Below are 21,154 nucleotides of genomic sequence, written 5' to 3'. Positions count from 1 at the left end.
CGCCTGCCAAGTATTGAACGATTGAAGACGGACGGGAAGCGGTTCGTACGACCAATATATCTGATGTAATGTTGTTACACTTATCACAGTGTCATCCGCGGGAAGTGGAACTCACCGCCGGTTCCAACTAGACTTGACGGATGAGCATCTTCGATCGGGACAAATCGGCAGAACGCATCCCCGTCTGCATCGTCACCGGGTTCCTGGGGGCGGGGAAAACGACGCTGATCAACCGGTTGCTCGGCAATCCCGGCATGAAGGGTGCGCTCGTCATCGTCAACGAGTTCGGCGCCGTCGGGCTCGACCACCTGTTCATTGAAAGCACCGATACCGATCTTGTCCTGCTGTCGTCCGGCTGCATCTGCTGCACGGTGCGCGGCGACCTGGAAATGGCCTTGCGCGATATCGCGGCCAAGCGGCAGGCCGGTACGATCGCGCCGTTCGACCGTGTCCTGATCGAGACCACCGGACTTGCCGATCCGGCGCCCGTCGCGGCGCTGTTCCTGAACCACCCGATGGTCATGCACGACTTCCGCCTTCAGGCGGTCGTCACCGTCGTCGACGCGGTCAACGGCATGCGCCAGCTCGACGAACATGCCGAAGCCATGGTGCAGGCCGGCCTGTCGGACCTGCTGCTGATCAGCAAGACCGACATCGCGGATGCGCGGGATGCGGCCAGCCTCGATCGCCGGCTCGGCCAGATCGCGCCTCAGGCCAAACGCATGGTCGCATGTCATGGCGAGGTGGCGCCGGAGATCATCTTCGCGGCGGTTCCGGCGGCACCCGCGCGATCGTTGCCGCCGCCCCTGGAAGCACATCCGGGCACATGCGCCGATCCGCAATGCAGCCATCCCGACCACGGAACACGCCACGATGCCAGCATTCGCACGATCTGCATCGTGCATGACCGGCCTTTGCCCTGGGCTATCGTCAACGACTGGCTCGGCCTTGTCCGTTCGACCTGGGGCGATGCGCTCCTGCGCCTCAAGGGACTTGTCGCGGTCACCGACGAGCCCGGCCCGCTGGTGGTCCATGGCGTCCACCGGACCTTTCACCCGCCGGTCGCACTCGACGACTGGCCCGACGACGATCGCCGGACCCGCCTGGTGCTGATCGTCAGAGACGTCGATCCCGGGGCAATCCTCGCGAGCTTTCAGGCGGCGACCGCCGAAGCCGAAGCGCCGACGTGACGTCCTGATGGAGCCGCTCCTTGCCGGCTCGCATTGCCGGCCGTCCGCTCGGCGCAGCAGGTCCGTCAGCGCAGCAGGTCTTGGATGATCTTGGCGACATGCTGCACAGCCATGTCCTGATCCCGCCTGACGTGCCAGGCGAGATGCAGCGGAAAACCCTTGACCGCGACCGCTGGCTCGAACGCCGCGAATTGCTCTTGCCATCGCGGCGGCAGGCAGCGGCTCGGCAGCAAGGCGATCAGGTCCGAGCCCGCGAGCAAAGGCGGCACCATTATGAAGCTCGGCACGACCATGCCGACGCGACGGGTCCGGCCGATGCCGGCCAGCGCATCATCGAGCGCGCCGCGGGTTTCGCCACGCCCTGACACCAGTACATGGGGAAAGGCCAGCCAGCGCTCGAGATCGAAGCCGTCGGCGGCGGGATGGCCCTTGCGCATCAGCACGAGATAGTGCTCGTCGAGCAAATGCTTGCGCCGGAACGACAGGCCGACCTCGGGAAACACCGAGGCCGCCAGGTCGATCTGGCCCTTGGCCAGCGCATCGAGCGCCGCCGATGCGCCATGCCAGGGCTGGATCACGACGTCGATGCCGGGCGCCGTCAACCCCAACCGGTGGTGCAACGGACCGGCGATGACGGTCGCCGGGTGGTCGGCCATGCCGATCCTGACCGTCTGGCTGAGATCGGCGAGATCGATCGCCGGCGGTGCGAGGATGATGGTTGCTTCGGCCAGCAGGTTCTTGAGCGGCACCCGCAGCGTCTCGGCCTTGGGCGTCAACCGCATCATGCCCTTGCCACGCTCCAGCAGCGGATCGCGGAACAGGTGGCGGCAGCGCTCGAGGGCGCTGGAGGCGGCGGGTTGCGACAGGCCGAGGCGGTCGGCCGCACGCGAGACATGGGCCTCGTCGAGCAGCGCGTCGAGCACCACCAGCAGATTGAGATCGACGGAGCGTAAATTCATGAAATCAATAATACCATATATTGATCATCCATTGGAATAATGTGATCGCTGGCGCCACCCTCCGGACCCGCAACGGAGGCTGTCATGCCCAAGACCCAGACACACACCAAGGCCAAGGCGAAGACCTTGATCCTGGTCTTTCACCCCGACCTTGCCCGCTCCAAGGCCAATGCGGCTCTGGTCGCGGCCGCCAACCGGCTCGACGATGTCGAGATCGTCGACATGCAGGCGCTCTATCCGTCCGGGAGCATCAGTGTCGACACGGAGGTCCGTCGCCTCATCGCGGCCGATCGCATCGTGCTGCAGTTTCCGGTCATGTGGTATTCGCCGCCGCCGATCCTGAAGTCGTGGCAGAACGCCGTGCTGACCCACATGTTCTACATCGCCTATGAGGACGAGGGACGGCTGATCGAGGGGCGCCCATTGTTGGTCGCGGCAACCGCCGGCAACCTGCCCGCGGCCTATGCGCCTGAAGGCGTCAACCTGTTCGCGCTGACCAACCTGCTGCGTCCGCTGCAATCGACGGCGCATCGCTGCGGCCTCGTCTGGGCCGAGCCCTTCACCGTCTATGAAGCCAACCGGCTCAACCCGCAGGCTCGCGACCTTGCCGGCAGGCGTTATGCCGAACGGCTCCGGCACTGGTCCGCCGAGACGGCCTCTCATCCGGCCGGTTCAGCCACCGAACCCGTCGCGGTCGAGGCTTGAGCCATGACCGATCCGGATGTGCAACTGGTTCGCGACCGCTCCGCCAAGGTCGCCCCGCGTTATGTCGTTTATGCCATCGCCATGATCCCGCCGATCATTCTCGCGCAGTTCCTGCTCGCCGGGTTGGCCCTGTTCCAGAGCGCGACAATCTGGGGCCTGCACGGCGGCCTGGGCTTCCTCTTGATGATCCCGATCGTCACGGTGTGGATCGCCACACTGACCACGGCCAGCATCCGGCCGCTGCGCTGGTGGGCACTGGTCCAGGTGATCCTCTATGCCCTGCAGATCATCTGGATCGTCGCCGGCCAAGCCACCGGTTCGGGCATCCTGCAGGCCTTGCACCCGTTCAATGCCGGCCTGCTCCTGACCGCCGCCCTGGTGCTGGTCGCCAAGGTCCACCGGAGCCACGCGGGCTGAGGCCTCGAACCCGACAATGGACCGGGCTTGCCCGATCGGCCAGCCCGGTTCCGCGCGCAGATCCATTGACGGCATCCGCAAGCGTCGCGATATGGGGTCGTATGGTCGTCCGTGCCGGCCGTTCCATGCCCCCAACCCGACGAGTTCATCCGTGATCCCCTGGCAACTGCTCGACACCGCAACAATGCCCGGCGGCGGCGAACTGCGCCTGAAGCGGCGCGGCGCCGAGTTCTCGATCATGTCGGGACAGATCGAGCTGATGAACAGCCGTCTCAGCAGCTCGGAAGAGGCACTCGCGACGAAGTCCTGCAACCGGCTTGGCGACCGGGCCAGGCCGCATATGTTGATCGGTGGCCTCGGCATGGGTTTCACGCTCCGTACCGCCCTGACCGGGCTCGGACCCGACGCCCGGGTCACCGTTGCCGAGCTGGTTCCGGCCGTGGTCGCCTGGGCACGCGGCCCAATGGCCGAGATTTTCGGCACCAGCCTGACCGATCCGCGCGTCAGCATCCGCGAGACCGATGTCGGCGACCTCATCCGGTCCGGCGCCGCGGCCTATGATGCGATCCTGCTCGATGTCGACAACGGCCCGGAGGGGCTGAGCCGCGACGCCAATAACGAGCTCTACGGCATGGGCGGATTGCGCGCCGCCCGGACGGCGCTGCGTCCCGGCGGCATCCTGGCGGTCTGGTCGTCGGCGCCGGCCCCGGCCTTCACGCAGCGGCTGCGCGAGGCCGGTTTCAGCGTCGACGAAATCCGCGTGCGCGCCAATGGGACAGGCGGCGGTGCGCGCCATGTCATCTGGATGGCGGCCAGTCCTGGCGCGCCTGCCCTGCCCCGAAGGCCGAGCCGGGCGCCCTGACCATCGCTGCCGGCCAACCCTGCTCTTGCGACTGATTTGCAAGATAATACAATCACTTGAATGGCTTGCCAGCGCGCCGCGACTTGGCTAGATAGCGCCGCTCCCCCTTGCAGGTGGTGCCCGAACCCATGTCGAAAACCCTCAAGCTGGCGGCCGGGAGCCTCGTCGTCGGCGTCGTCGTGCTCGGCCTGAAACTGCTCGCCTGGCGCATGACCGGCTCGATCGCGCTCTATTCCGACGCGCTGGAGAGCACGGTCAACGTGGCGACCGCCATCGCCGCGATCCTCGCCGTCCGGCTGGCGGAGCGGCCGGCCGACGCCAACCATCCTTATGGCCACCACAAGGCCGAATATGTCAGCGCCGTCCTGGAAGGCGTGATGATCGTCGTGGCCGCCATCCTGATCATGCGCGAGGCCTATTCGGGACTGCTGGCGCCGAAGGCGCTCGACGCCCCGCTCGAGGGCCTGCTGGTCAACGGGCTCGCCAGCCTGATCAATGCCGCCTGGTGCTGGCTGCTGATCACCCGCGGCAGGCAATGGCGTTCGCCGGCGCTGCTCGCCGATGGCCGCCATCTCCTGTCCGACGTGGTCTCGTCCGTTGGCGTGACGCTCGGCGTGCTGCTCGCCATCGTCACCGGCTGGGCCATTCTGGACCCGCTGCTCGCCGCCATCGTCGCGCTCAACATCCTCTGGTCCGGCTGGCAGGTGATGAAGGATTCGCTCGGTGGCCTGATGGACGAGGCGGTGCCGGAAAAAACGCTCGAGCGCATCCGCGGCGTCATCTCATGCGAGGCCGACGGCGCCTTGGAAGCGCATGACCTGCGCACCCGGCAGGCCGGCCGCGTCACCTTCATCGATTTTCATCTGGTGGTGCCCGGCCAGACCCTGGTGTCGCAGGCCCATGACATCTGCGACCGGATCGAACGTGCCTTGAAGGCCGAGATCGAGGACGCCCTGGTGACCATTCATGTCGAGCCGGAGAACAAGGCCAAACATTCCGGTATCGTCGTTCTCTAAGGCGATGAAACGAGATCCAGCACGACGGCCAGATCGTCGGTGTCACGATCGACGTCCTGCAGCATGTCGACACTCGCCCGATAGCCGAGCACGAAGAGACCGGCGGCCCTGGCAGACCTGGCGCCCGACAGACTGTCTTCCACCGCGATGACCTGATGCGGCACAAGATGCAGGAGCCGGCAGGCGTCCAGGTAGGGCGCCGGATCGGGCTTGCCGGCCGCGACGTCGTCGAGGCTGATCGAGCCGATAAGGCAGCCGCCAATGCCGAGCGCGGCAATATTGGCATCGACGATCACGCGGCTGGAATTGGAGACGCAGATCTGGGGAACGCCGCGCCGCGCCAATCGGGTGATGGTCTCGACAGCTCCAGGCATCGGCATCATCGCCGCCGGGTCTGCGGCATAGTCGGCATTGATGGCGGCCAGCCAGTCGGCCCGGCCGAGCCCGGCGGGATAGCGCGCCCTGATCGCCTGCCAGACATCGCCCATGTGGACACCGCGAAAGGCCTGATCGGACAGATCGGACAGATCGACGCCCCAGGCCCTGGACGCCGACACCAGGGCGCGGTGGTGACGCGGCTCGCTATCGACCAGCGTGCCGTCGATATCCCAGGCCACGGCATGGTGGCTCAAGGTGCGACCTGACGCATGGTGGCGAGCTTGGCATAGAGTTCCCGATAGCGGCGATAGCCGCGACGATAGACCTCGGCGTTGCGCGGATCAGGTTGCAGCCGGTCGGCATGGCGAACGAAGGCCGACAGCCCCGACCAGTCGGCCGTCAGTCCGGTGCCGATCGCCGCGGTCCAGGCCGCGCCAATGCAGGAGCCAGGGTGGCCGGCCAGGCGCTGGACCGGCTGTTGCAGCACGTCGGCGACGATCTGCATCCAGGCCCGGCTCTGCGCGCCGCCGTCCGAGGCAATGAACCGCTCGGTGCGATGGCCAAGGTCGCGGAGGACCTCGACATGATGGGCGATGGCATAGGCATAAGCCTCCAGCAACGCGCGCCAGAGATGGCCGAGATCGTGGCTGAGCGTCAGGCCCTCGATCAGGCCGCGCGCCGATGGATCGTGGATCGGCGTCTTCTCGCCGAGGAAATAGGGAAGCACCGTGATGCCGTCGGCGCCGGCGGGCCTGGCCTCGGCCAGCCGGTCGAGGTGCTGATGGATCGTCAGGCCCAGCGCCTGAGCGGCGGCGGCTTCGCCGGAAGCGAAAGTGCGGACGAACCAGTTGAGCGCCGACCCGCCGGTCGACATGCAGCCGTTCGGCATGAACAGGCCCGGCACCAGATGATAGTCGAGATAGAGCCGCGGATCCGGCTGCGCCCGGTCGGTTGCGACAAGGACGTCGACCGAACCGCCGAATTTCAGCAGGACGTCACCCGGCCCGGTGATGCCGGCGGCAAGCGCCGAGGCGATCATGTCGGCAGCGCCACCGACCACCGGCGTTCCCGCCGCAAGGCCGGTTGCCGCCGCCGCGGCCGCCGAGATGACGCCGATGATCTCATGGGACAGCGCCATGGCCGGAATGGCTGCGCGCGGCACATGGGCGAGCGCAACCAGTTCAGCGTCGATCTCATGGCTGGCGAGATCGACGAAGCCCGCCTCCAGCGCCCAGTTCTGCTCGACCCGGCGCTCTCCCGTCAGGCGCCAGTTGATATAGTCGTAGGAGCCGAAGACGGTGGCGATCCGGGTGAAGACATCCGGCTCGTGGCGTTCCAGCCAGCGCAGCTTGGCGGTGACCAGCTGTTGGTTGATGCCGTTGCCGGCCTTGGCGATGAAGGCCCGCTCATCGCATTCCGCGCGCAGGTCTTCGACCTCGACGCCGCAACGGCCATCGCTTTGCTGAATGCTCGGCCGCAGCAGCCGGCCCTCGCCGTCGAGCAGCACGACGGCGGGCAGCATGCCGGTGGTGCCGACCGCCGCCACATCGCCGGCGGCGACGCCGGTTGCCGCGAGCAATTCCTTGATGATGTCACGGACGTTCGCCCACCATTGCTCGGGATCCTCCTCGGCCCAGCCGGCATGATCCGACCGGAGCGTGACCGGCCGCGAGGCAAGGCCGAGCACGGTATCCGGCAGCCTGACAAGGATGCCGATCGTCGACGTCGTGCCGATATCGAGGCCGAGAACGCAGGTCATGTCGGTTCCGCCAAATTCGTCGCGGTGAGCGGGCCCGCCGAGCGCCGCGCGTTAGCGCAGGCCCCCGACGACATCCATGAAGCGCTTGACGCGCGCGCCGTCGACGGCGTTCCAGGTGATGCCGTCGACCTTGAAATGCGTGCCGATGACGACCCCGCTGGCCATCGAGAAGATATCGCCGACATTGTCGATGTTGACGCCGGTATTGGCGAAGATCGGCACATCGCGGACCGCCTCGCAGACGCTGCGCAGATGCGATTGATCGGCCGGCTGGCCGGTGATCGGCCCGGAGACCAGAATGGCGTCCGCCATCGACGAGAACACCGCGCTCCTGGCCCTCAGCTCGATCGGTCGCTGGTCGAGCGAATGGGCGAACTCGGCATTGATGTTGAACAGCAGCTTCATGTCGTCACGGCCGAGATTGTGCCGGAGCCGCGAGGCCGCGGCGCAATCGGGCTGCCACAAGCCCATGTCGGAGGCGAACAGTCCGGTGAAGATCTCGCGCACGAAGCTCGCCCCCGTGACGGCGCCGATGCCGACGCTGGCGATCGGATCCCAGAGATAGTTGACGCCAAACGGCACTTTCAGCACCGGCTTGACCGCCTGGACGATCGCCGTCATGGCGGCGATGCCTTCGACCGGCGCCTTGAACATGTAGGGGCGGTCATTCTCATTGCCGAACATGATGGCGTCGACCCCGCCCGCCTGGAGCGCGGCCACATCGGCCAGCACGCCGTCGATCAGCCTGGCCATACCGCCGTCGGCATCATAAAGCGGCGTCCCCGGCAGGGCCCCGATATGGGCCATGGCGACGACGACCTTCTTCTTGCTGCCGAAACACTCAAAGACCATGGGATTCTCTCCTGAAGTACAAAGCCGCCGGCAGCGCGTCATGCGCCCGCCGGCGGCCTGGCGATGCGCACCTCGACGCGCGAAGCGGCCAAGACAGCCGCCAGCCTCTCGGGAGGCTCGGCATCGGTGATGAGGACATTGATGTCCGGCAACGGAGCGATGTGAACGAGCGACATGCGCTGGAACTTGGCGCTGTCGCAGACCACGATCTTGAGGCCGGAGCGGCGCAGGTAGACGCGCTTCAGGTCGGCATCCTCGAACGAATAATCGAACAGGCCTTCAGCGGTGATGCCGGAGACGCCGATAACAGCGACGTCGAACCACAACGCCTCGAACTGGGCGACCGCCGACGGCCCGAAGGTCGACATCTCGTCGGGGCGCAGACGGCCGCCGGCGACATAGACGTCCGGCGCGACGCCATCCAGCGCGGCCGCGATGCGCAGGCTGTTGGTGAAGATCTTGGCGTGCTGCAGGCCCTTCAGGTGGCCGGCCATGAGGAAGGTCGTGGTGCCGACATCAAGCGCGATCGTCCGATATTTCGCGACGATCGCGGCGGCCGCGGCGGCGACCGCCTCCTTGGCCGCGCGGCGCTGGCGCAGGCGCGCGTCGAAGCTCGGTTCCTCGCTGTCCATCGAGACCGGCGGCAGGCTGTCGGGTGGAACCGCACCGCCATGGATGCGCCGCAAGCGCCCCTCGCCTTCCAGTTCCAGAAGGTCGCGCCGGATGGTCATATCCGAGACGTCGAGCGCCTCCGCGAGCACACTCACCGTGACCGATCCGGCGGCCGCCAGCTGATCGAGAATATGGGCGTGGCGCTGCCGGCCGAGAAGGCGCGACCGATCGCGCTCCGGGACCGGATGGGGCACGCCAGGACCGGCGGGATTGTCGTGATCGTCCATTCCGAATCCGTGGGCAGCGCCTCAGGCAGAGGTTCCTCTTAGTTGATATTCGAACATTTTCAAACATCAAATTTCGTCTTGATGTCAATTTATGTTTGCTATCTAGTGCTCCCATCCTCCTCGGAGCCCTCCCGCGATGTCGAATGCCGCAGCCCATCCGGTCTTTCCCGAATTGGCCGGCAGGCGTGCCGTCGTGACCGGCGGCGGCGCCGGCATCGGGCGCGCGATATCGGCGGCGCTCGCCCGCCAGGGTGTCCGGGTCGCGATCGCCGATCTCGACATCGAGGCGGCCCGGGCGACCGCCGGCGAGATCGGCCACGGCGCCATCGCCCTGCCTGTCGATGTCAGGGACAGGCGATCGGTCGAGGCCGCCTGGGCGGCCGCGCTCGACACGCTCGGCGGCTGCGACATTCTCATCGCCAATGCCGGCGTCTCGACCATGCAGCACGCCATCGACCTCACCGACGAGGACTGGGACTTCAGCTTCGCGGTCAATGCCCGCGGCGTGTTCCTGACAAACCAGGTGGCAGCCCGCCATTTCGTTGCGCAAGGCACCGGCTGCATCGTCAACACCGCCTCGCTCGCGGCCAAGGTCGGCGCGCCGCTGCTGGCGCATTATTCGGCCTCGAAATTCGCCGTGCTCGGCTGGACCCAAGCGCTCGCCCGCGAACTCGCGCCGCACGGCATCCGCGTCAATGCCGTGTGTCCGGGCTTCGTCAAGACCGGAATGCAATCCCGCGAGGTCGCCTGGGAAGCCGCTCTGCGGCAGGTCACACCGGAGCGGGTGATCTCAGACTACGTGGCGCAGACGCCGCTCGGGCGCCTGGAGGAGCCGGAGGATGTCGCCGACGTCGTGCTGTTCCTCTGTTCCAGCCAGGCGCGCTTCATGACCGGACAGGGCGTCAACGTCACCGGTGGCGTCTACATGACGTGAGCGCCGTTGCAACCCTCGCCGGCCCGGTGGCCGTCGCAGAGATCGAACATATTCGATCACGGACTGAGGATTTCGCGCAGGTTGGCGCTCAGGCTTCCGGATCGGCAGATGACATGACAACGGGGGAAACAGACAATGGACCATAAGACTTCGCTCTCGCACCGGCTCGGACGCTTGCGCACCCTTGCAAGCCGCCGAGCCGTCGTCGCCACCGCCCTGCTCGGCGCGGCGTTGATCCCGGGCGGCATCATGGCAGCCTTCGCGCAGCAGCGGATCGCGCCGCCGGCCGCACTCGCCGCCAAGGGCACGATCACCTATTGCGCAACCATCGACAATCCGCCCCGCGCCTTCCACGACACGCAGCAGCGCCCGACCGGCTTCGAGGTGGAGCTCGGCACCGAGATCGCGGCGCGCATGGGCCTCAGGGTCAACTGGGTGCAGCTGAAATTTGTCGGCCTCGTTCCGGCCCTGCAGGCGCGGCAATGCGATGCGCTGATGCAGGAACTGTTCATCCGGCCGGAGCGGCTCGAGGTCATCGACATGATCCCGTTCTCGCGGACCGGCCAGCGCATCGTCACGACCAAGACCAGCACCTTGCGGGCCAGCTCGCTGGATGATCTGTCCGGCCGCAAGATGGCGGTCCCCAACGGCACGACCATCCACACCCTGGCGTTGGAGGCCAATGCCCGGCTGAAGGCGGCCGGCAGGCCGGAGATCAACCTGGTCGTTCTGCCGACAACGACCGAGACGTTCCAGCAGCTGGCCACCGGCCAGATCGAGGTGCTCGGCACCACGACGACCGCCGCCTCCTATTATATCGGCCTCAGGCCGAATGATTTCAGACCGGAAGGCAACCCGTTCGGGCTCATTCTGACCGGTATCGGGCTGCAAAAGGGCAATGGCGAACTCGGCGAGGCCATGAAGAGGAGCTTCGAGGCGATCGTCACCGACGGCACCTATCGCAAGCTCATCGAGAAATGGAACATGCAGGGCTCGGAACTCTGAGATGGGTTTCGACTGGGCCTTCTTCTGGGAGCGGCTGACCAATCCCGGGGACCTCTATCTCCTGGCCATCGGCAAGACCATCGTCATGGCCGTCCTGGCCATGCTGCTCGGCCTGGTCATCGGCGTCCTCGTGGGCTTCGGCCGGCTGTCGCGGTTCAGGCCGGTCGCCTGGGCCTGCGGCTTCTATGTCTGGCTCATTCGCGGCATCCCGGTGCTGGTCCTGCTGGTGTTTTTCTTCTCGGGCCTGGCCGCCGCCGGGTTCTTCCGGTTCGCCGACCTGACGGTCGGCGGACTGACCATCTCAGCCTCGTTCCAGGCGGCAGTGATCGGGCTCGGCATTCACGAAGGCGCCTATATGGCCGAGATCGTGCGCAACGGCATCCAGGCCGTCGCGCGCGGCCAGATCGAAGCCGCCAAGTCGCTCGGCATGGGAACATTGCAGGTGACGCGGCGGATCATCCTGCCGCAAGCCACCCGGGTGATCGTTCCGCCGCTCGGCAACGACTTCAACCACATCCTGAAGACGACGTCGCTGGCCAGCGTCATCGGCGTCCAGGAGATCTTCCAGCTGACCGAGAGCATGTCGGCGACGACCTTCAAGACGTTCGAGCTGCTGATCGTGCTGTCGATCACCTATCTGGTGCTGACCACGGTCTGGAACTTCGTCCAGGGCGTGATCGAGACCAAGCTGCGCGCCCATGAACTGGACGAGCCGGTGACCACCTGGACACAGAGCGCGGCGTTCTACCTGCGCGCCGGAGCCACTCCGGCAACCGATAGGAGGTAGCGATGGCGACCGAAAACGCGATGCCGGCGCCGACGGCGCTGGTCCGCGCCCAGAATGTCCAGAAGTGGTTCGGCTCGCATCAGGTGCTGAAGGGCGTCGACCTGTCGGTCGAACGCGGGCAGGTGATGTCGATCATCGGTCCGTCGGGTTCGGGCAAGAGCACCTTCCTGCGCTGCATCAATCAGCTCGAGACCTACCAGGCGGGACGGATCTATGTCGGCGACGCGCTGATCGGCTTCGAGGAAGCGCGGGACGGCAAGCTCGTTGCCTTGAGCAATCGCCGGATCGTCGCCCAGCGGCGGCGCATCGGCATGGTGTTCCAGCAGTTCAACCTGTTCTGGCACATGACCGTCCTGGAAAACATCATCGAAGCGCCGGTGCTGGTGCTCGGCCAGCCGCGCCACCAGGCGGAGCGCAAGGCCATGGAACTGCTGGAACGGGTGGGTCTCGCGGAAAAGGCCAACGCCTTCCCGTCGAAGCTGTCGGGCGGCCAGCAACAGCGCGCCGCGATCGCACGGGCGCTGGCGATGAACCCGGAGCTGATGCTGTTCGACGAACCGACCAGCGCGCTCGATCCCGAGACGACAGGCGAAGTTCTCAGCGTCATCGCCGAATTGGCGAGCTCCGGCATGACCATGATCATCGTCACTCACGAGATGAGTTTCGCGCGGCAGGTGTCGGACCGGGTGATGCTGATGGAGAACGGCATGGTCGATTACGGGGGCCCGCCGGAACAGTTCTTCGGCGCGCAGCCGAGCCCCCGCCTGAAGGCCTTCCTGTCGACGATCCACTGACGGACAGGGGCCGGCCTTATCGGCGCATCATGACCCCGGGGCTGTCGTACAGCACGGCATGCCGGTAGTCGCCAGGCGTTGCGCCTTCGGCCCTGCGGAAAGCCCGGTAGAACGTGGCGAGGCTGTCGAAACCGCAAGCAAAGGCGATGTCGATGACCGGACGCTCCGGCGTCTGCGCCAGCAGCCGGCGGACCTCGTCGAGCCGCATCGCCGTGATCGTACGATGGCAGGACATGCCGGTCGGCTCGAACAGCATGTGCACCTGCCGGACCGAGATGACCAGTGCCTTGGCCAGGGTTTCGACCCCAAGATCCTGGCGATACAGATTGCCGGCGATGATCCGCCGCGCGGCCGTGAGATGGGCGGCACGCACCGCCTCCCGGCTTTCCGGCGTGCTGCGGCCAATGGCGCCCCGCGACAGCAGCACGAGCTGGGCCAGATGGCCGATGGCGCTGTCGGCCTCGGCAGCGGCGAGCTGGGCGCCGGCGTCGGCCAGGCTGAGGAACGACGCCCGGATCAGCTTGGAATAGCGGCTGTCGGGCGCCAGCGTTTCGGTGTGAAAATCGCGGGCCGACCGGGCGAGCGCTTCATGACCGTCGATTGGGATCCGCAACAGCCGGACATGCATCGAGCCGGGACGTTGGGCCAAGGCGAAGGGCAAGTCGGAATAGCTGGTCGATATCGCCCCTGCGTCCATATAGACACGCCCGCGCGGCGTGTCGCACCAGCCCGGACCTTCGATCAGGTGGGAGATGCGCAGGCTGTCGCTGGAGAGCCGGTTTATATCCTCCCGGTTGCGGCTGACGTCATAGGCGGTGGCCTGAATTTCGGAGAGCAGCGCACTGCCGAGCGGCATGGAGGAAAACCGGCCGCGGAAATCGCCCCGCTTGTCGCGGTCGATATCCATGGTTACGCCGGCCAAATGTTTGCCGCGCACCTCGCGCCAATGATCGAAGCGCTCGTGCGGTCGGAGCTCGTCGGTGGACCAGGAAAGCATCAGGCGGCGGTTCCGCGACCGCTGGACCGCGCTCGGGAGCAGCCGGCCGCCAGGCGATCAAGGTATTGTTCCGGTTGTAAACATAGCTGTCCCGCTGCGAGGCAGCAAGCAAGCCGAAGCACCGTCGCCGGCGTGGCCGGACAGCGACGTCGAGCGCAGCGCGTGTCCCGCATGATCCCTCCCGGCCAGCGGCCGGTATCTCGCACGGATCACGCCATGCGCGGCATGCGCGAGGTCGAACCGGCTGGAAAAGGCAAGCGAACTCCGGCCGGAAATCCCGGTTTCGCTGGCCCGCGGTGATGCCGGTCTTCCCGGCGGTGTCGCCAGCGACCAGACTGGCGCCCGCCCCCTACCAGCTGTGCCGCAACCCCAGATTGGCCCGGATCGAGCGATGGCGATCGCCAAGTTCGCCATCGAGCGACGCGGTTGCCCGCATGCCGCCGGCAAGCCTGGCCTCGGCGCCGAACGAGGCGAGCATGGTATGGGTCGAAGCGCGCGCGCCGAACACCGCGAAACCGGAACCGGCAAGCGTCTGAAACGCCGCGTCGATCGAGCGCTGGGTTCCCGCCTGATAGCCATAGGCGAGCCTGCCGAAGGTGAGGAGATCGGCGCCCGGCGCCAAGGGCGTCAGGCTGTCGAGGCGAAGCCCCAGTTCGGTGCGCAAGGTGCCACTCGTCCTGGCGCCATAGGTCAGCGCGAAAATGCCGGTGGCCGGCGCGGCGAAGCCCTCGGAATAGGCCGAAGCCGAATAGCCGATCGCTTCGACCGCCGCATAGGGCGTCCAGGCGAGCGCCCGCGTGCCGAAGCGCCGGCCGGCCTCGATCCGGCCGCCCAAGGTATGGCCGACCGGCGACGACGTGTAGGTCTCGCTGAGCCCGCCGACACTCACCTGACGCGACACGTCGAAACGGTTCCAGCCATAAGCAAGCGCCGCCGAGAGATAGCCCTCGCCGAGCCGCGTCGAGCCGTAGAGGCCAGCCTGGAAGAAGTCGCCGCTGGCGCTGCCGCGCCCGCCGAAGGAACTTCCGCCACCTGATAGCGCGAAACCGACGAGGGTGTCGGCCGCGATCCGCTTGTCGGCGCCGGCGGCGACGCCGAACATCGAGGATGTGGTCCCGGCCGCGCTGAGCCCGGCATCCGAGGCCGAGCGTCCGGCCTGGCCGGAGGCCTTGGTCCAGACGCTCCAGCCGGCTTCGACGCGGGCGGCCGGCGTCGGTCCGGCCGACAGATCAGCCATCTCGATCAGCGACGAACCGGGTGCGGACGCGGTCGCGCCGCGGGCGCCGGCCATCGGGTCGAGCATGAGGTTCAGGAACAGGCTGGCGCCGTTGAATGCCGCCTGCTGAGTGCCGGCCGCGACCTCGCCGGAGACCGTCGTCAGGCCGCCCGGCGTCATCGCCGCGAAGATCATGGGAAGACTGCCGGTACCGCGGAACGACGCGGCAATAGCGTCGGCGACGCTCTGCTGGTTTCTCGGGAGACCGGAATAGGCGATGTCGAAGTTGAGATAGGCATGGGTGCCATCATAGCTCAGGCTCGACTTGAGGCTTGCCGGCAGGTTGGTGACGACGCCCGGATCGAATGTCCCGCTGACACCGCCTGCGGCATGGAGAATGGCATATTGCCTGCTGATCGGCGCGCCGAGTTGGAAGCTTGCCGTCACCGTGCCGGCAAGCGATGCCGTGCCGGTGACAGTGGTGCGGTCGGCGGTGGTGGGCGATACCTCGACCCGGTAGCTCGATCCGGCCGCGAAGGCCAGATTGCCCGCGACCGTCAGCGTGCCGATCGAATTGCCGGGCGCCAGCACACCACCTGCGGCGACGACCGTGTTGCCAACCGTGCCGGTGCCGCCGAGCGTGCCACCCGAGAGCACCGCGAGGGTGCCACCGAGCATGCCGTTGACCGAAAGCGTGCCGGCCTCGATCGTCGTCAAGCCGCCAAAACCGCTGGAATTGCCAGTGAGAATCGTGCGGCCACCGCCGATCTGGCGGATCGCGCCGTCGCCCGAGATGACGCCATCGAACTGGTAGGTGTTGGATCGGTTGAAGACGAGAGCGCCATAATTGACGACGTCGCCGACGATCGATCCGGTCATGCCGCCATTGCCGATCTGCAGCGTCGAGCAGTCGCAGATCCGCGTGCCGCCGGTATAGGTGCTGGCGCCGGTCAGCGTCAGGGTTCCAGCAATATCCAGTTCGAGCCCGAGCGTGCCCGCGCCGTCGCGGATCACCCCGGAAAAGGTCGTGCTGGCATTGGACGTGCCGACCAGCCGCAAGGTGGCGCCATTGGTGACGGTGCCGGCGCCGGCAAGCGAGCCGATGGCCTGGTCGAAACCGCCGAGGTCGAGGGTCGCACCCGACGCGACCACATAGGCGCTCTGCATGCCGAAGGCATAGGCTGCTCCGCCCTGCAAGGTGCCGGCCGAGACCGTCGTCGTGCCGGTATTGGAGAGCCAATGGACGATGAGCGTACCGGCGCCGGATTTGGTCAGGTCGGCGCCCCCGGTGATGACGCCGGAGAGCGTCAGCGTCCGCCCGTCGGTATCGACGGTGCCGCCGCCCGTGGCGAGCGTGATCTGATTACCGATCGTCAGGTCGGCGGCGCCGGCCCTGAGGGTGCCGCCGGAAAACGTCATCATGCCGGTGCTGAAGGCCGCTGCATGGCCCGCAACCGTGACGCCGCCTGAGAGTGTCGTACCGCCGGCATAGGTATTGGCGCCGTTCAGCACCACCGTGCCGCCGGTGACGGCGATGGCGGCGCCGGGGCCGCTGCCGGCGACGAAGCCCTGGCCGGTCGGCACGCTCGACGCGCTGGCGTCGCCGATCGTTCCGTTGAAGGTCAGCGTGCCCGTCGGATTGAACGTGGTGGTTCCGTTCGCCAGGAACAGGTCGGAGCCCGCCGCCGCACCATTGCCGCCCCCGACACTGCCCCCGGCGCCGCCGGCGGCGCTGCCGCCGCTGAACGTACCGGAGCCGGTGATGTTCAGAGAGGCACCATCGCGCACGAAGATCGCGCCGCCGAAGCCGGCGCCGCCGCCGCCGCCGCCGCGAGAGCCGCCATCGAAGCCGGCCCCGTTTCCGCCGCCCGTGCCGCCGCTGCCGCCGTCTCCAACATTGCCGCCGCCGCCGCCGCCACCACCGAAGCCGCCAGCGCCACCCGTGGTGTTATAACCACCGCCGCCGCCGCCGGCGCCGAACCCACCGACACCGGCGGTTCCGCTCATGGTACCGCCGCCACCGCCGCCGAAGTCGCCGCCGCTGCCGCCACTGCTGTCCGCGCCGCCGCCGCCGCCACCGCCACCTCTTCCACCATCCGTGCCGGCGCCGTTGGTCCCGCCCACCCCGCCTGAGCCCGCGGCAAGACCACCGCCGCCACCGCCGCCGCCGCCATCCGTAGCGTTCGACGAGCCGGAGCCCCCGGCGCCACCGCCGGTGCCGCCACCACCGCCGCCACCACCCGTGTTGTAGGCGCCATGGGCGACGGCCCCTGCGCCGCCAGCGCCGCCATTCGTACCGGCAGTTCCGCTGGTGCCGGTGCCGCCGTTGCCGCCACTGCCGCCGGGCCCTGTGCCGCCGGCGCCGCCAGTGATGGTGAACCCACCGCTCACGCCGCCGCTGCCGCCGCCACCGCCGCTGTAACCGCCACCGCCGCCGCCGGCATTCTGTCCCGCGCTGCCGCCGCTGCCGCCCAGGCCACCGCCACCGCCGCCACCGGGCGTCCCGCCGAAGACACGGTTGCCACCGCTGCCGCCGGTCACCGTATTGTCGCTGAAGCTGACATTGCTGACGGTGGCCGTGCCGCTATTGACGAAGATCGCGCCGCCCGCGCCCAAACCACCGCCGCCGGCACCGATGCCCGAGCCACCCGCGCCACCGGTCGCCGCACCGCCCTTCAGCGTGACGTTCTGGATGGTCGCGCTGCTGTCGAGGAAGAAGATGCGGTTGTTGCCCTGCGCATCGATGGTGTGGCCACCACCGTCAATGGTGATGTTGCTGGACACCGGCGGCAACAGGGTGGAGCCCAGCGCGATGTTGTTTTGAAGGACGATGCGATCGCCCGGATTGGCATTCGCAATGGCCGAGGACAGGCCTGCCGCGTCGGAAACGGCAATGTCGATGGCGAAGGCCGGCGTGGCGAGCCCGATCAGCATGGACGATGCCAGCAGGGCCGCACGCAAGGCCGACGCGCCACGGATCTGTGAGACTGCAAGGACGGCCTTGCGCCGTCCGACCTCGAAATTCATGCCCTGCCCCGCGCGGGATCCGGTCGCCGGCCATTGGCGGCGGGACTCGGATCGTGGGGCGTTTGTCGCGGCGTCGCATGGTGCCGTCTTCTCACTCAGCGCATGAGTTTGTCGCGCGCGCCTGCCGCAGACGCATTTCGCCGACATGTGCCCTTAGCGACACACAGCCCCGCATGGTGCCGCTGGCGCAAGCGCCGGATGCGGTATCGGCAAGGCTGCTGCCTCGTCCGCGGTCGTTGCGAACCAGGCCCCGGCGTGATGGTCTTTTCGACCATCCCCGATGATCGCCTTTCGATCATCGACGAGAGCCGAACAGCCACGCGGGCGCGACGTAGCGGCGGCGCTGCCGGCGAGACGGCCGAGCACAGGAGAAACCGGCATGGATTATCGGCGTCTTGGACATTCGGGCCTGCGCGTGCCCGCCCTCAGCTTCGGCACCGGGACCTTCGGTGGCGGCAACGACTTCTTCAAGGCCTGGGGCTCGACCGACGCGGCCGGCGCCTCGCGGCTGATCGACGTCTGCCTCGACCATGGCGTGTCGATGTTCGACAGCGCCGACGTCTATTCCGGCGGGCTGGCCGAACAGATCCTGGGTGAAGCGATCAAAGGCAAGCGCCAGCGGCTCTTGATCTCGACCAAGGCGACCTTCCCGACCGGCGACGGCCCCAACGATTTCGGCTCGTCACGCCAGCACCTGATCGAGGCGGTGGACAAGGCCTTGCTGCGGCTCGGCACCGACCATATCGACCTCTTGCAACTGCACGGGCAGGACTACAACACGCCGGTGGAAGAGACGCTGGCGACGCTCGACCAGTTCGTCCGCGCCGGCAAGGTCCGCTATGTCGGCTGTTCCAACTTTTCCGGCTGGCACCTGATGAAGTCGCTCGCCGCCTCCGACCGCTACGGCTATCCGCGTTATGTCGCCCATCAGGCCTATTATTCGCTGCTCAACCGCGACTACGAGTGGGAGCTGATGCCGCTCGGACGCGACCAGGGCGTCGGCGCGGTGGTCTGGAGCCCGCTCGGCTGGGGCAAGCTCACCGGCAAGATCCGGCGTGGCCAGCCGGCCGCGCCCGGCACCCGCGCCCATGACATCGCCGGAACCGGTCCGCGCTTCGAGGAAGAGCGGCTGTTCAAGATCGTCGAGGCGCTCGACGCCGTGGCCAAGGATTGCGGCAAGACCATTCCGCAGGTGGCGCTCAACTGGCTCTTGCAAAAGCCTACCGTCTCGAGCGTCATCATCGGCGCGCGCAACGAGGAGCAACTCGTCCAGAATATCGGCGCGATCGGCTGGACGCTGACGCCCGAGCAGAATGCCAGGCTCGAAGAGGCGAGCCAGGTATCGCCGGCCTATCCGGTCTGGCACCAGCGTGGCTTCGCCATGCTGAACGAAGGCGGCTGACCGAGCGCATCTCCGGGGGCTGGCGCTGATGCCGGCTCAGGAGCGCCGGATACCAAGGGCGTCAGGGTTCACGACATTGATCGGCTTGCCGGCGCCATAGGCGATGATCTGGTCGAAGATGTCGGCGAACTGGATCTCGTAGTCCTCACGCGTCACATAGCCGATATGCGGCGTTGCGACGACATTGGCCATGGTCAGCAGGGGATTGCCGGTGTCGCGCACCGGCTCCGCCTCGAAGACGTCGACCGCGGCCATGCCCGGACGGCCGGCACGCAAGGCCGCGACCAGCGCGCCGGGCGCGATCAGCGGTGCGCGGCTGGTATTGACGATCAGCGCCGTCGGCTGCATCAGCGCGAGGTCACCAGCCGTGACGATGCCACGCGTCGCGTCCAAAAGGCGCATATGCAGGGACACGACGTCGCTTTCGGCGAAGAAGGCCGCCTTGTCGGATGCCACGGCATGGCCATCGGCCCTGGCCCGGGCGAGCGAGGCCTCGCGCCCCCAGACCAGCACCGTCATGCCGAAGGCCTTGCCGTAACCGGCAACGACGCCGCCGATCCGGCCATAACCGAAAACGCCGAGGGTCTTGCCGCGCAGGCCGCTGCCGACGCCGCTTTGCCATTGGCCGGCCCTGAGCGAAGCCATCTGCTGGGGAATCTGGCGCATGGCGGCCAGGATCAGGCCCCAGGTCAGCTCGGCGGTCGCATAGGACGGCGCGCCGGCCTGCATGTTCGACGCGATGATCACGCCTTGCCGGGTGCAGGCATCGACATCGATATGGGGATAGACGCTGCGTTGGCTGATCAGCCGGAGCTTGTCGAGCCGCGCGATGAGATCCGCCCCGATGCGGGTCCGCTCGCGGATCAGCACCAGCGCCTCGGTATCCTTCAGCCGCGCGGCCAGTTGCTCGGTCTCCTGGACATGATCGGTCCAGATCTCGACCTCATGGCCGGCGAGCTTATCGAAACAGGCAAGTGTGCGCAGTGTGTCGTGATAGTCGTCGAGAATGGTGATCTTCATGCTGGCCGCGCTGTCCCTGATGCTCCAGGGCCGGGAGAGTGCCGCGACCGCGCCAGAAGCGCGAGACCCGATTGCGTGATCACGACAAGGGCGCGGCCATCGGCCTGTCGCCGCGTGATCAGCCCGCGATCGATCGCATCCTCCCATACCGGCAGCCGCGGGCACGAGGTGCGCCAGGCTTCCATCACCTCGGCATAACTGCGCTCGCCGCGCGCGACCCATTCGACAAGATCGAGGATCAGGGCATCGATCGGATCGGTCATCGGGCCTGGCTTCCGGACTGCCACCGAGGCCGATCATAGGTCCGGCCAGCCAATCGATCTAATATATGAGAGATGCAATACCCATATTATGGAAATATGGATATCGAAGCGCCCACCGGCCGTTGGCGACAAGCCTTCGATCACGGCGGCGGGCAGCCGCACGAAGCCTCGGCCCGACGGGCGAAGAATTCGGTCTCGAGCCGCCAGGTCGTGCCGCCGTCGGGCGAGCTTTCGCCGAGCCAGTGGAAGGAAGCGGGCGTGATCCTGGTGAAGCTCCAACGGATCGGCGCGCCAGCACTGGTGGTGCCCTCCTGCACGATGTCGCCGCCGCGGGCACGTCCGATCTGGCGCGTGTAGATCTGCCGCAGCGGGTCACTCCACAGGATGTGCCAGGCATCGAGGCCGGGATCGTAGACCCTCAGCGTCGTGCCGAAGAAGATGCCCGGCAAGATCCAGACGTCCTGGATGGCGCGGCCTTCGAGCACCCAGCCGAAATGGATCTCGCCGGCCGCTTTATGCAGGGTGCCGTCGTCCCGATGGATCACGGCATCCATGGTCCAGCGGCCGACGAGCCAGCCATAGAGGCTCATCTTGTCCGCCCGGTCGGGCGCCGGACCCTCGGTGTGAAGCGCGTCAATGAAGGACGAGGCGGTTGTCATGGCAGGCCTATCG

Annotated in this window: 20 protein-coding genes; 10 read left to right on the top strand and 10 right to left on the bottom strand. The window is 67.2% G+C overall.

The annotated features are described in order from the left end of the window. The first annotated feature begins 140 nt into the window (after positions 1 to 140). Positions 141 to 1,190 (top strand): CobW family GTP-binding protein, encoded by a 1,050-nt coding sequence (locus tag E8M01_RS24480; protein ID WP_136962554.1) that lies wholly within the window; start codon positions 141 to 143, stop codon positions 1,188 to 1,190. Positions 1,191 to 1,255: 65 nt separating this feature from the next. On the opposite strand, the gene E8M01_RS24475 is transcribed toward E8M01_RS24480, so the two are convergent. Then, the gene (locus E8M01_RS24475) at positions 1,256 to 2,149 is read right to left on the bottom strand and encodes a LysR family transcriptional regulator (protein ID WP_136962553.1); all 894 of its coding nucleotides are present in this window, start codon (positions 2,147 to 2,149) and stop codon (positions 1,256 to 1,258) included. Positions 2,150 to 2,233: 84 nt separating this feature from the next. Here E8M01_RS24475 and E8M01_RS24470 point away from each other — a divergent pair, with 84 nt between their 5' ends. From E8M01_RS24470 to E8M01_RS24455, 4 genes are all read left to right on the top strand, one after another. Continuing rightward, a complete protein-coding gene (locus tag E8M01_RS24470; protein WP_136962552.1) occupies positions 2,234 to 2,854 on the top strand; it encodes an NAD(P)H-dependent oxidoreductase in 621 nt (206 codons plus the stop codon). A gap of 3 nt (positions 2,855 to 2,857) precedes the next feature. Next, positions 2,858 to 3,271 (top strand): DUF6220 domain-containing protein, encoded by a 414-nt coding sequence (locus tag E8M01_RS24465; protein WP_136962551.1) that lies wholly within the window; start codon positions 2,858 to 2,860, stop codon positions 3,269 to 3,271. Positions 3,272 to 3,422: 151 nt separating this feature from the next. Beyond that, on the top strand, positions 3,423 to 4,133 hold the full coding sequence (locus E8M01_RS24460; RefSeq protein ID WP_136962550.1) for a spermidine synthase: 711 nt from the start codon (positions 3,423 to 3,425) through the stop codon (positions 4,131 to 4,133). Positions 4,134 to 4,261: 128 nt separating this feature from the next. Next, positions 4,262 to 5,149 carry a cation diffusion facilitator family transporter gene (locus E8M01_RS24455; protein ID WP_136962549.1) on the top strand — a complete coding sequence of 296 codons (888 nt, stop codon included), beginning with the start codon at positions 4,262 to 4,264 and terminating at the stop codon, positions 5,147 to 5,149. Here the strand turns inward: E8M01_RS24455 and E8M01_RS24450 are convergent. Genes E8M01_RS24450 through E8M01_RS24435 form a run of 4 tightly spaced genes read right to left on the bottom strand, consistent with a single transcriptional unit; the run spans position 5,146 to position 9,037 of the window. Next, positions 5,146 to 5,781: an HAD family hydrolase gene (locus tag E8M01_RS24450; RefSeq protein WP_136962548.1), complete on the bottom strand. Its 636-nt coding sequence runs from the start codon at positions 5,779 to 5,781 to the stop codon at positions 5,146 to 5,148. The genes E8M01_RS24455 and E8M01_RS24450 overlap by 4 nt on opposite strands. Beyond that, positions 5,778 to 7,286 carry an FGGY-family carbohydrate kinase gene (locus tag E8M01_RS24445; protein WP_136962547.1) on the bottom strand — a complete coding sequence of 503 codons (1,509 nt, stop codon included), beginning with the start codon at positions 7,284 to 7,286 and terminating at the stop codon, positions 5,778 to 5,780. The genes E8M01_RS24450 and E8M01_RS24445 overlap by 4 nt, the downstream gene beginning before the upstream one ends. A gap of 51 nt (positions 7,287 to 7,337) precedes the next feature. Further along, a complete protein-coding gene (locus E8M01_RS24440; protein ID WP_136962546.1) occupies positions 7,338 to 8,138 on the bottom strand; it encodes a BtpA/SgcQ family protein in 801 nt (266 codons plus the stop codon). Between the two features lie 38 nt (positions 8,139 to 8,176). Then, entirely contained in the window at positions 8,177 to 9,037 is an 861-nt protein-coding gene (locus tag E8M01_RS24435; protein WP_136962545.1) for a DeoR/GlpR family DNA-binding transcription regulator, read from the bottom strand. A 136-nt stretch (positions 9,038 to 9,173) separates the two neighbouring features. Between E8M01_RS24435 and E8M01_RS24430 the strand changes: the two genes are divergently transcribed. The 4 genes from E8M01_RS24430 (at position 9,174) to E8M01_RS24415 (ending at position 12,557) form a co-directional block, all read left to right on the top strand. Beyond that, positions 9,174 to 9,971: an SDR family NAD(P)-dependent oxidoreductase gene (locus E8M01_RS24430; RefSeq protein ID WP_136962544.1), complete on the top strand. Its 798-nt coding sequence runs from the start codon at positions 9,174 to 9,176 to the stop codon at positions 9,969 to 9,971. A gap of 135 nt (positions 9,972 to 10,106) precedes the next feature. Next, on the top strand, positions 10,107 to 10,976 hold the full coding sequence (locus E8M01_RS24425) for an ABC transporter substrate-binding protein (protein ID WP_136962543.1): 870 nt from the start codon (positions 10,107 to 10,109) through the stop codon (positions 10,974 to 10,976). A gap of 1 nt (position 10,977) precedes the next feature. Next, the gene (locus tag E8M01_RS24420; protein WP_136962542.1) at positions 10,978 to 11,763 is read left to right on the top strand and encodes an amino acid ABC transporter permease; all 786 of its coding nucleotides are present in this window, start codon (positions 10,978 to 10,980) and stop codon (positions 11,761 to 11,763) included. Positions 11,764 to 11,765: 2 nt separating this feature from the next. Then, positions 11,766 to 12,557 carry an amino acid ABC transporter ATP-binding protein gene (locus E8M01_RS24415; RefSeq protein WP_136962541.1) on the top strand — a complete coding sequence of 264 codons (792 nt, stop codon included), beginning with the start codon at positions 11,766 to 11,768 and terminating at the stop codon, positions 12,555 to 12,557. Positions 12,558 to 12,573: 16 nt separating this feature from the next. On the opposite strand, the gene E8M01_RS24410 is transcribed toward E8M01_RS24415, so the two are convergent. Both E8M01_RS24410 and E8M01_RS35775 read right to left on the bottom strand, forming a co-directional pair. Next, the gene (locus tag E8M01_RS24410) at positions 12,574 to 13,554 is read right to left on the bottom strand and encodes an AraC family transcriptional regulator (protein ID WP_136962540.1); all 981 of its coding nucleotides are present in this window, start codon (positions 13,552 to 13,554) and stop codon (positions 12,574 to 12,576) included. A 349-nt stretch (positions 13,555 to 13,903) separates the two neighbouring features. Next, positions 13,904 to 17,797 carry an autotransporter domain-containing protein gene (locus E8M01_RS35775; protein ID WP_170182055.1) on the bottom strand — a complete coding sequence of 1,298 codons (3,894 nt, stop codon included), beginning with the start codon at positions 17,795 to 17,797 and terminating at the stop codon, positions 13,904 to 13,906. Between the two features lie 379 nt (positions 17,798 to 18,176). Here E8M01_RS35775 and E8M01_RS24390 point away from each other — a divergent pair, with 379 nt between their 5' ends. After that, on the top strand, positions 18,177 to 19,199 hold the full coding sequence (locus E8M01_RS24390) for an aldo/keto reductase (RefSeq protein ID WP_136962538.1): 1,023 nt from the start codon (positions 18,177 to 18,179) through the stop codon (positions 19,197 to 19,199). A gap of 36 nt (positions 19,200 to 19,235) precedes the next feature. Here the strand turns inward: E8M01_RS24390 and E8M01_RS24385 are convergent, their stop codons facing one another. The 3 genes from E8M01_RS24385 to E8M01_RS24375 form a co-directional block, all read right to left on the bottom strand. Continuing rightward, positions 19,236 to 20,219 carry a D-2-hydroxyacid dehydrogenase family protein gene (locus tag E8M01_RS24385; protein ID WP_136962537.1) on the bottom strand — a complete coding sequence of 328 codons (984 nt, stop codon included), beginning with the start codon at positions 20,217 to 20,219 and terminating at the stop codon, positions 19,236 to 19,238. Further along, on the bottom strand, positions 20,216 to 20,482 hold the full coding sequence (locus E8M01_RS24380; protein ID WP_136962536.1) for a hypothetical protein: 267 nt from the start codon (positions 20,480 to 20,482) through the stop codon (positions 20,216 to 20,218). The genes E8M01_RS24385 and E8M01_RS24380 overlap by 4 nt, the downstream gene beginning before the upstream one ends. A gap of 140 nt (positions 20,483 to 20,622) precedes the next feature. Next, positions 20,623 to 21,141 (bottom strand): hypothetical protein, encoded by a 519-nt coding sequence (locus E8M01_RS24375; RefSeq protein WP_136962535.1) that lies wholly within the window; start codon positions 21,139 to 21,141, stop codon positions 20,623 to 20,625. Positions 21,142 to 21,154 lie beyond the last annotated feature (13 nt).

Origin of the sequence: Phreatobacter stygius (assembly GCF_005144885.1) — a bacterium.
In the GTDB taxonomy this organism is placed as follows: domain Bacteria; phylum Pseudomonadota; class Alphaproteobacteria; order Rhizobiales; family Phreatobacteraceae; genus Phreatobacter; species Phreatobacter stygius.
This window is presented reverse-complemented; position numbering and strand designations above follow the sequence as displayed.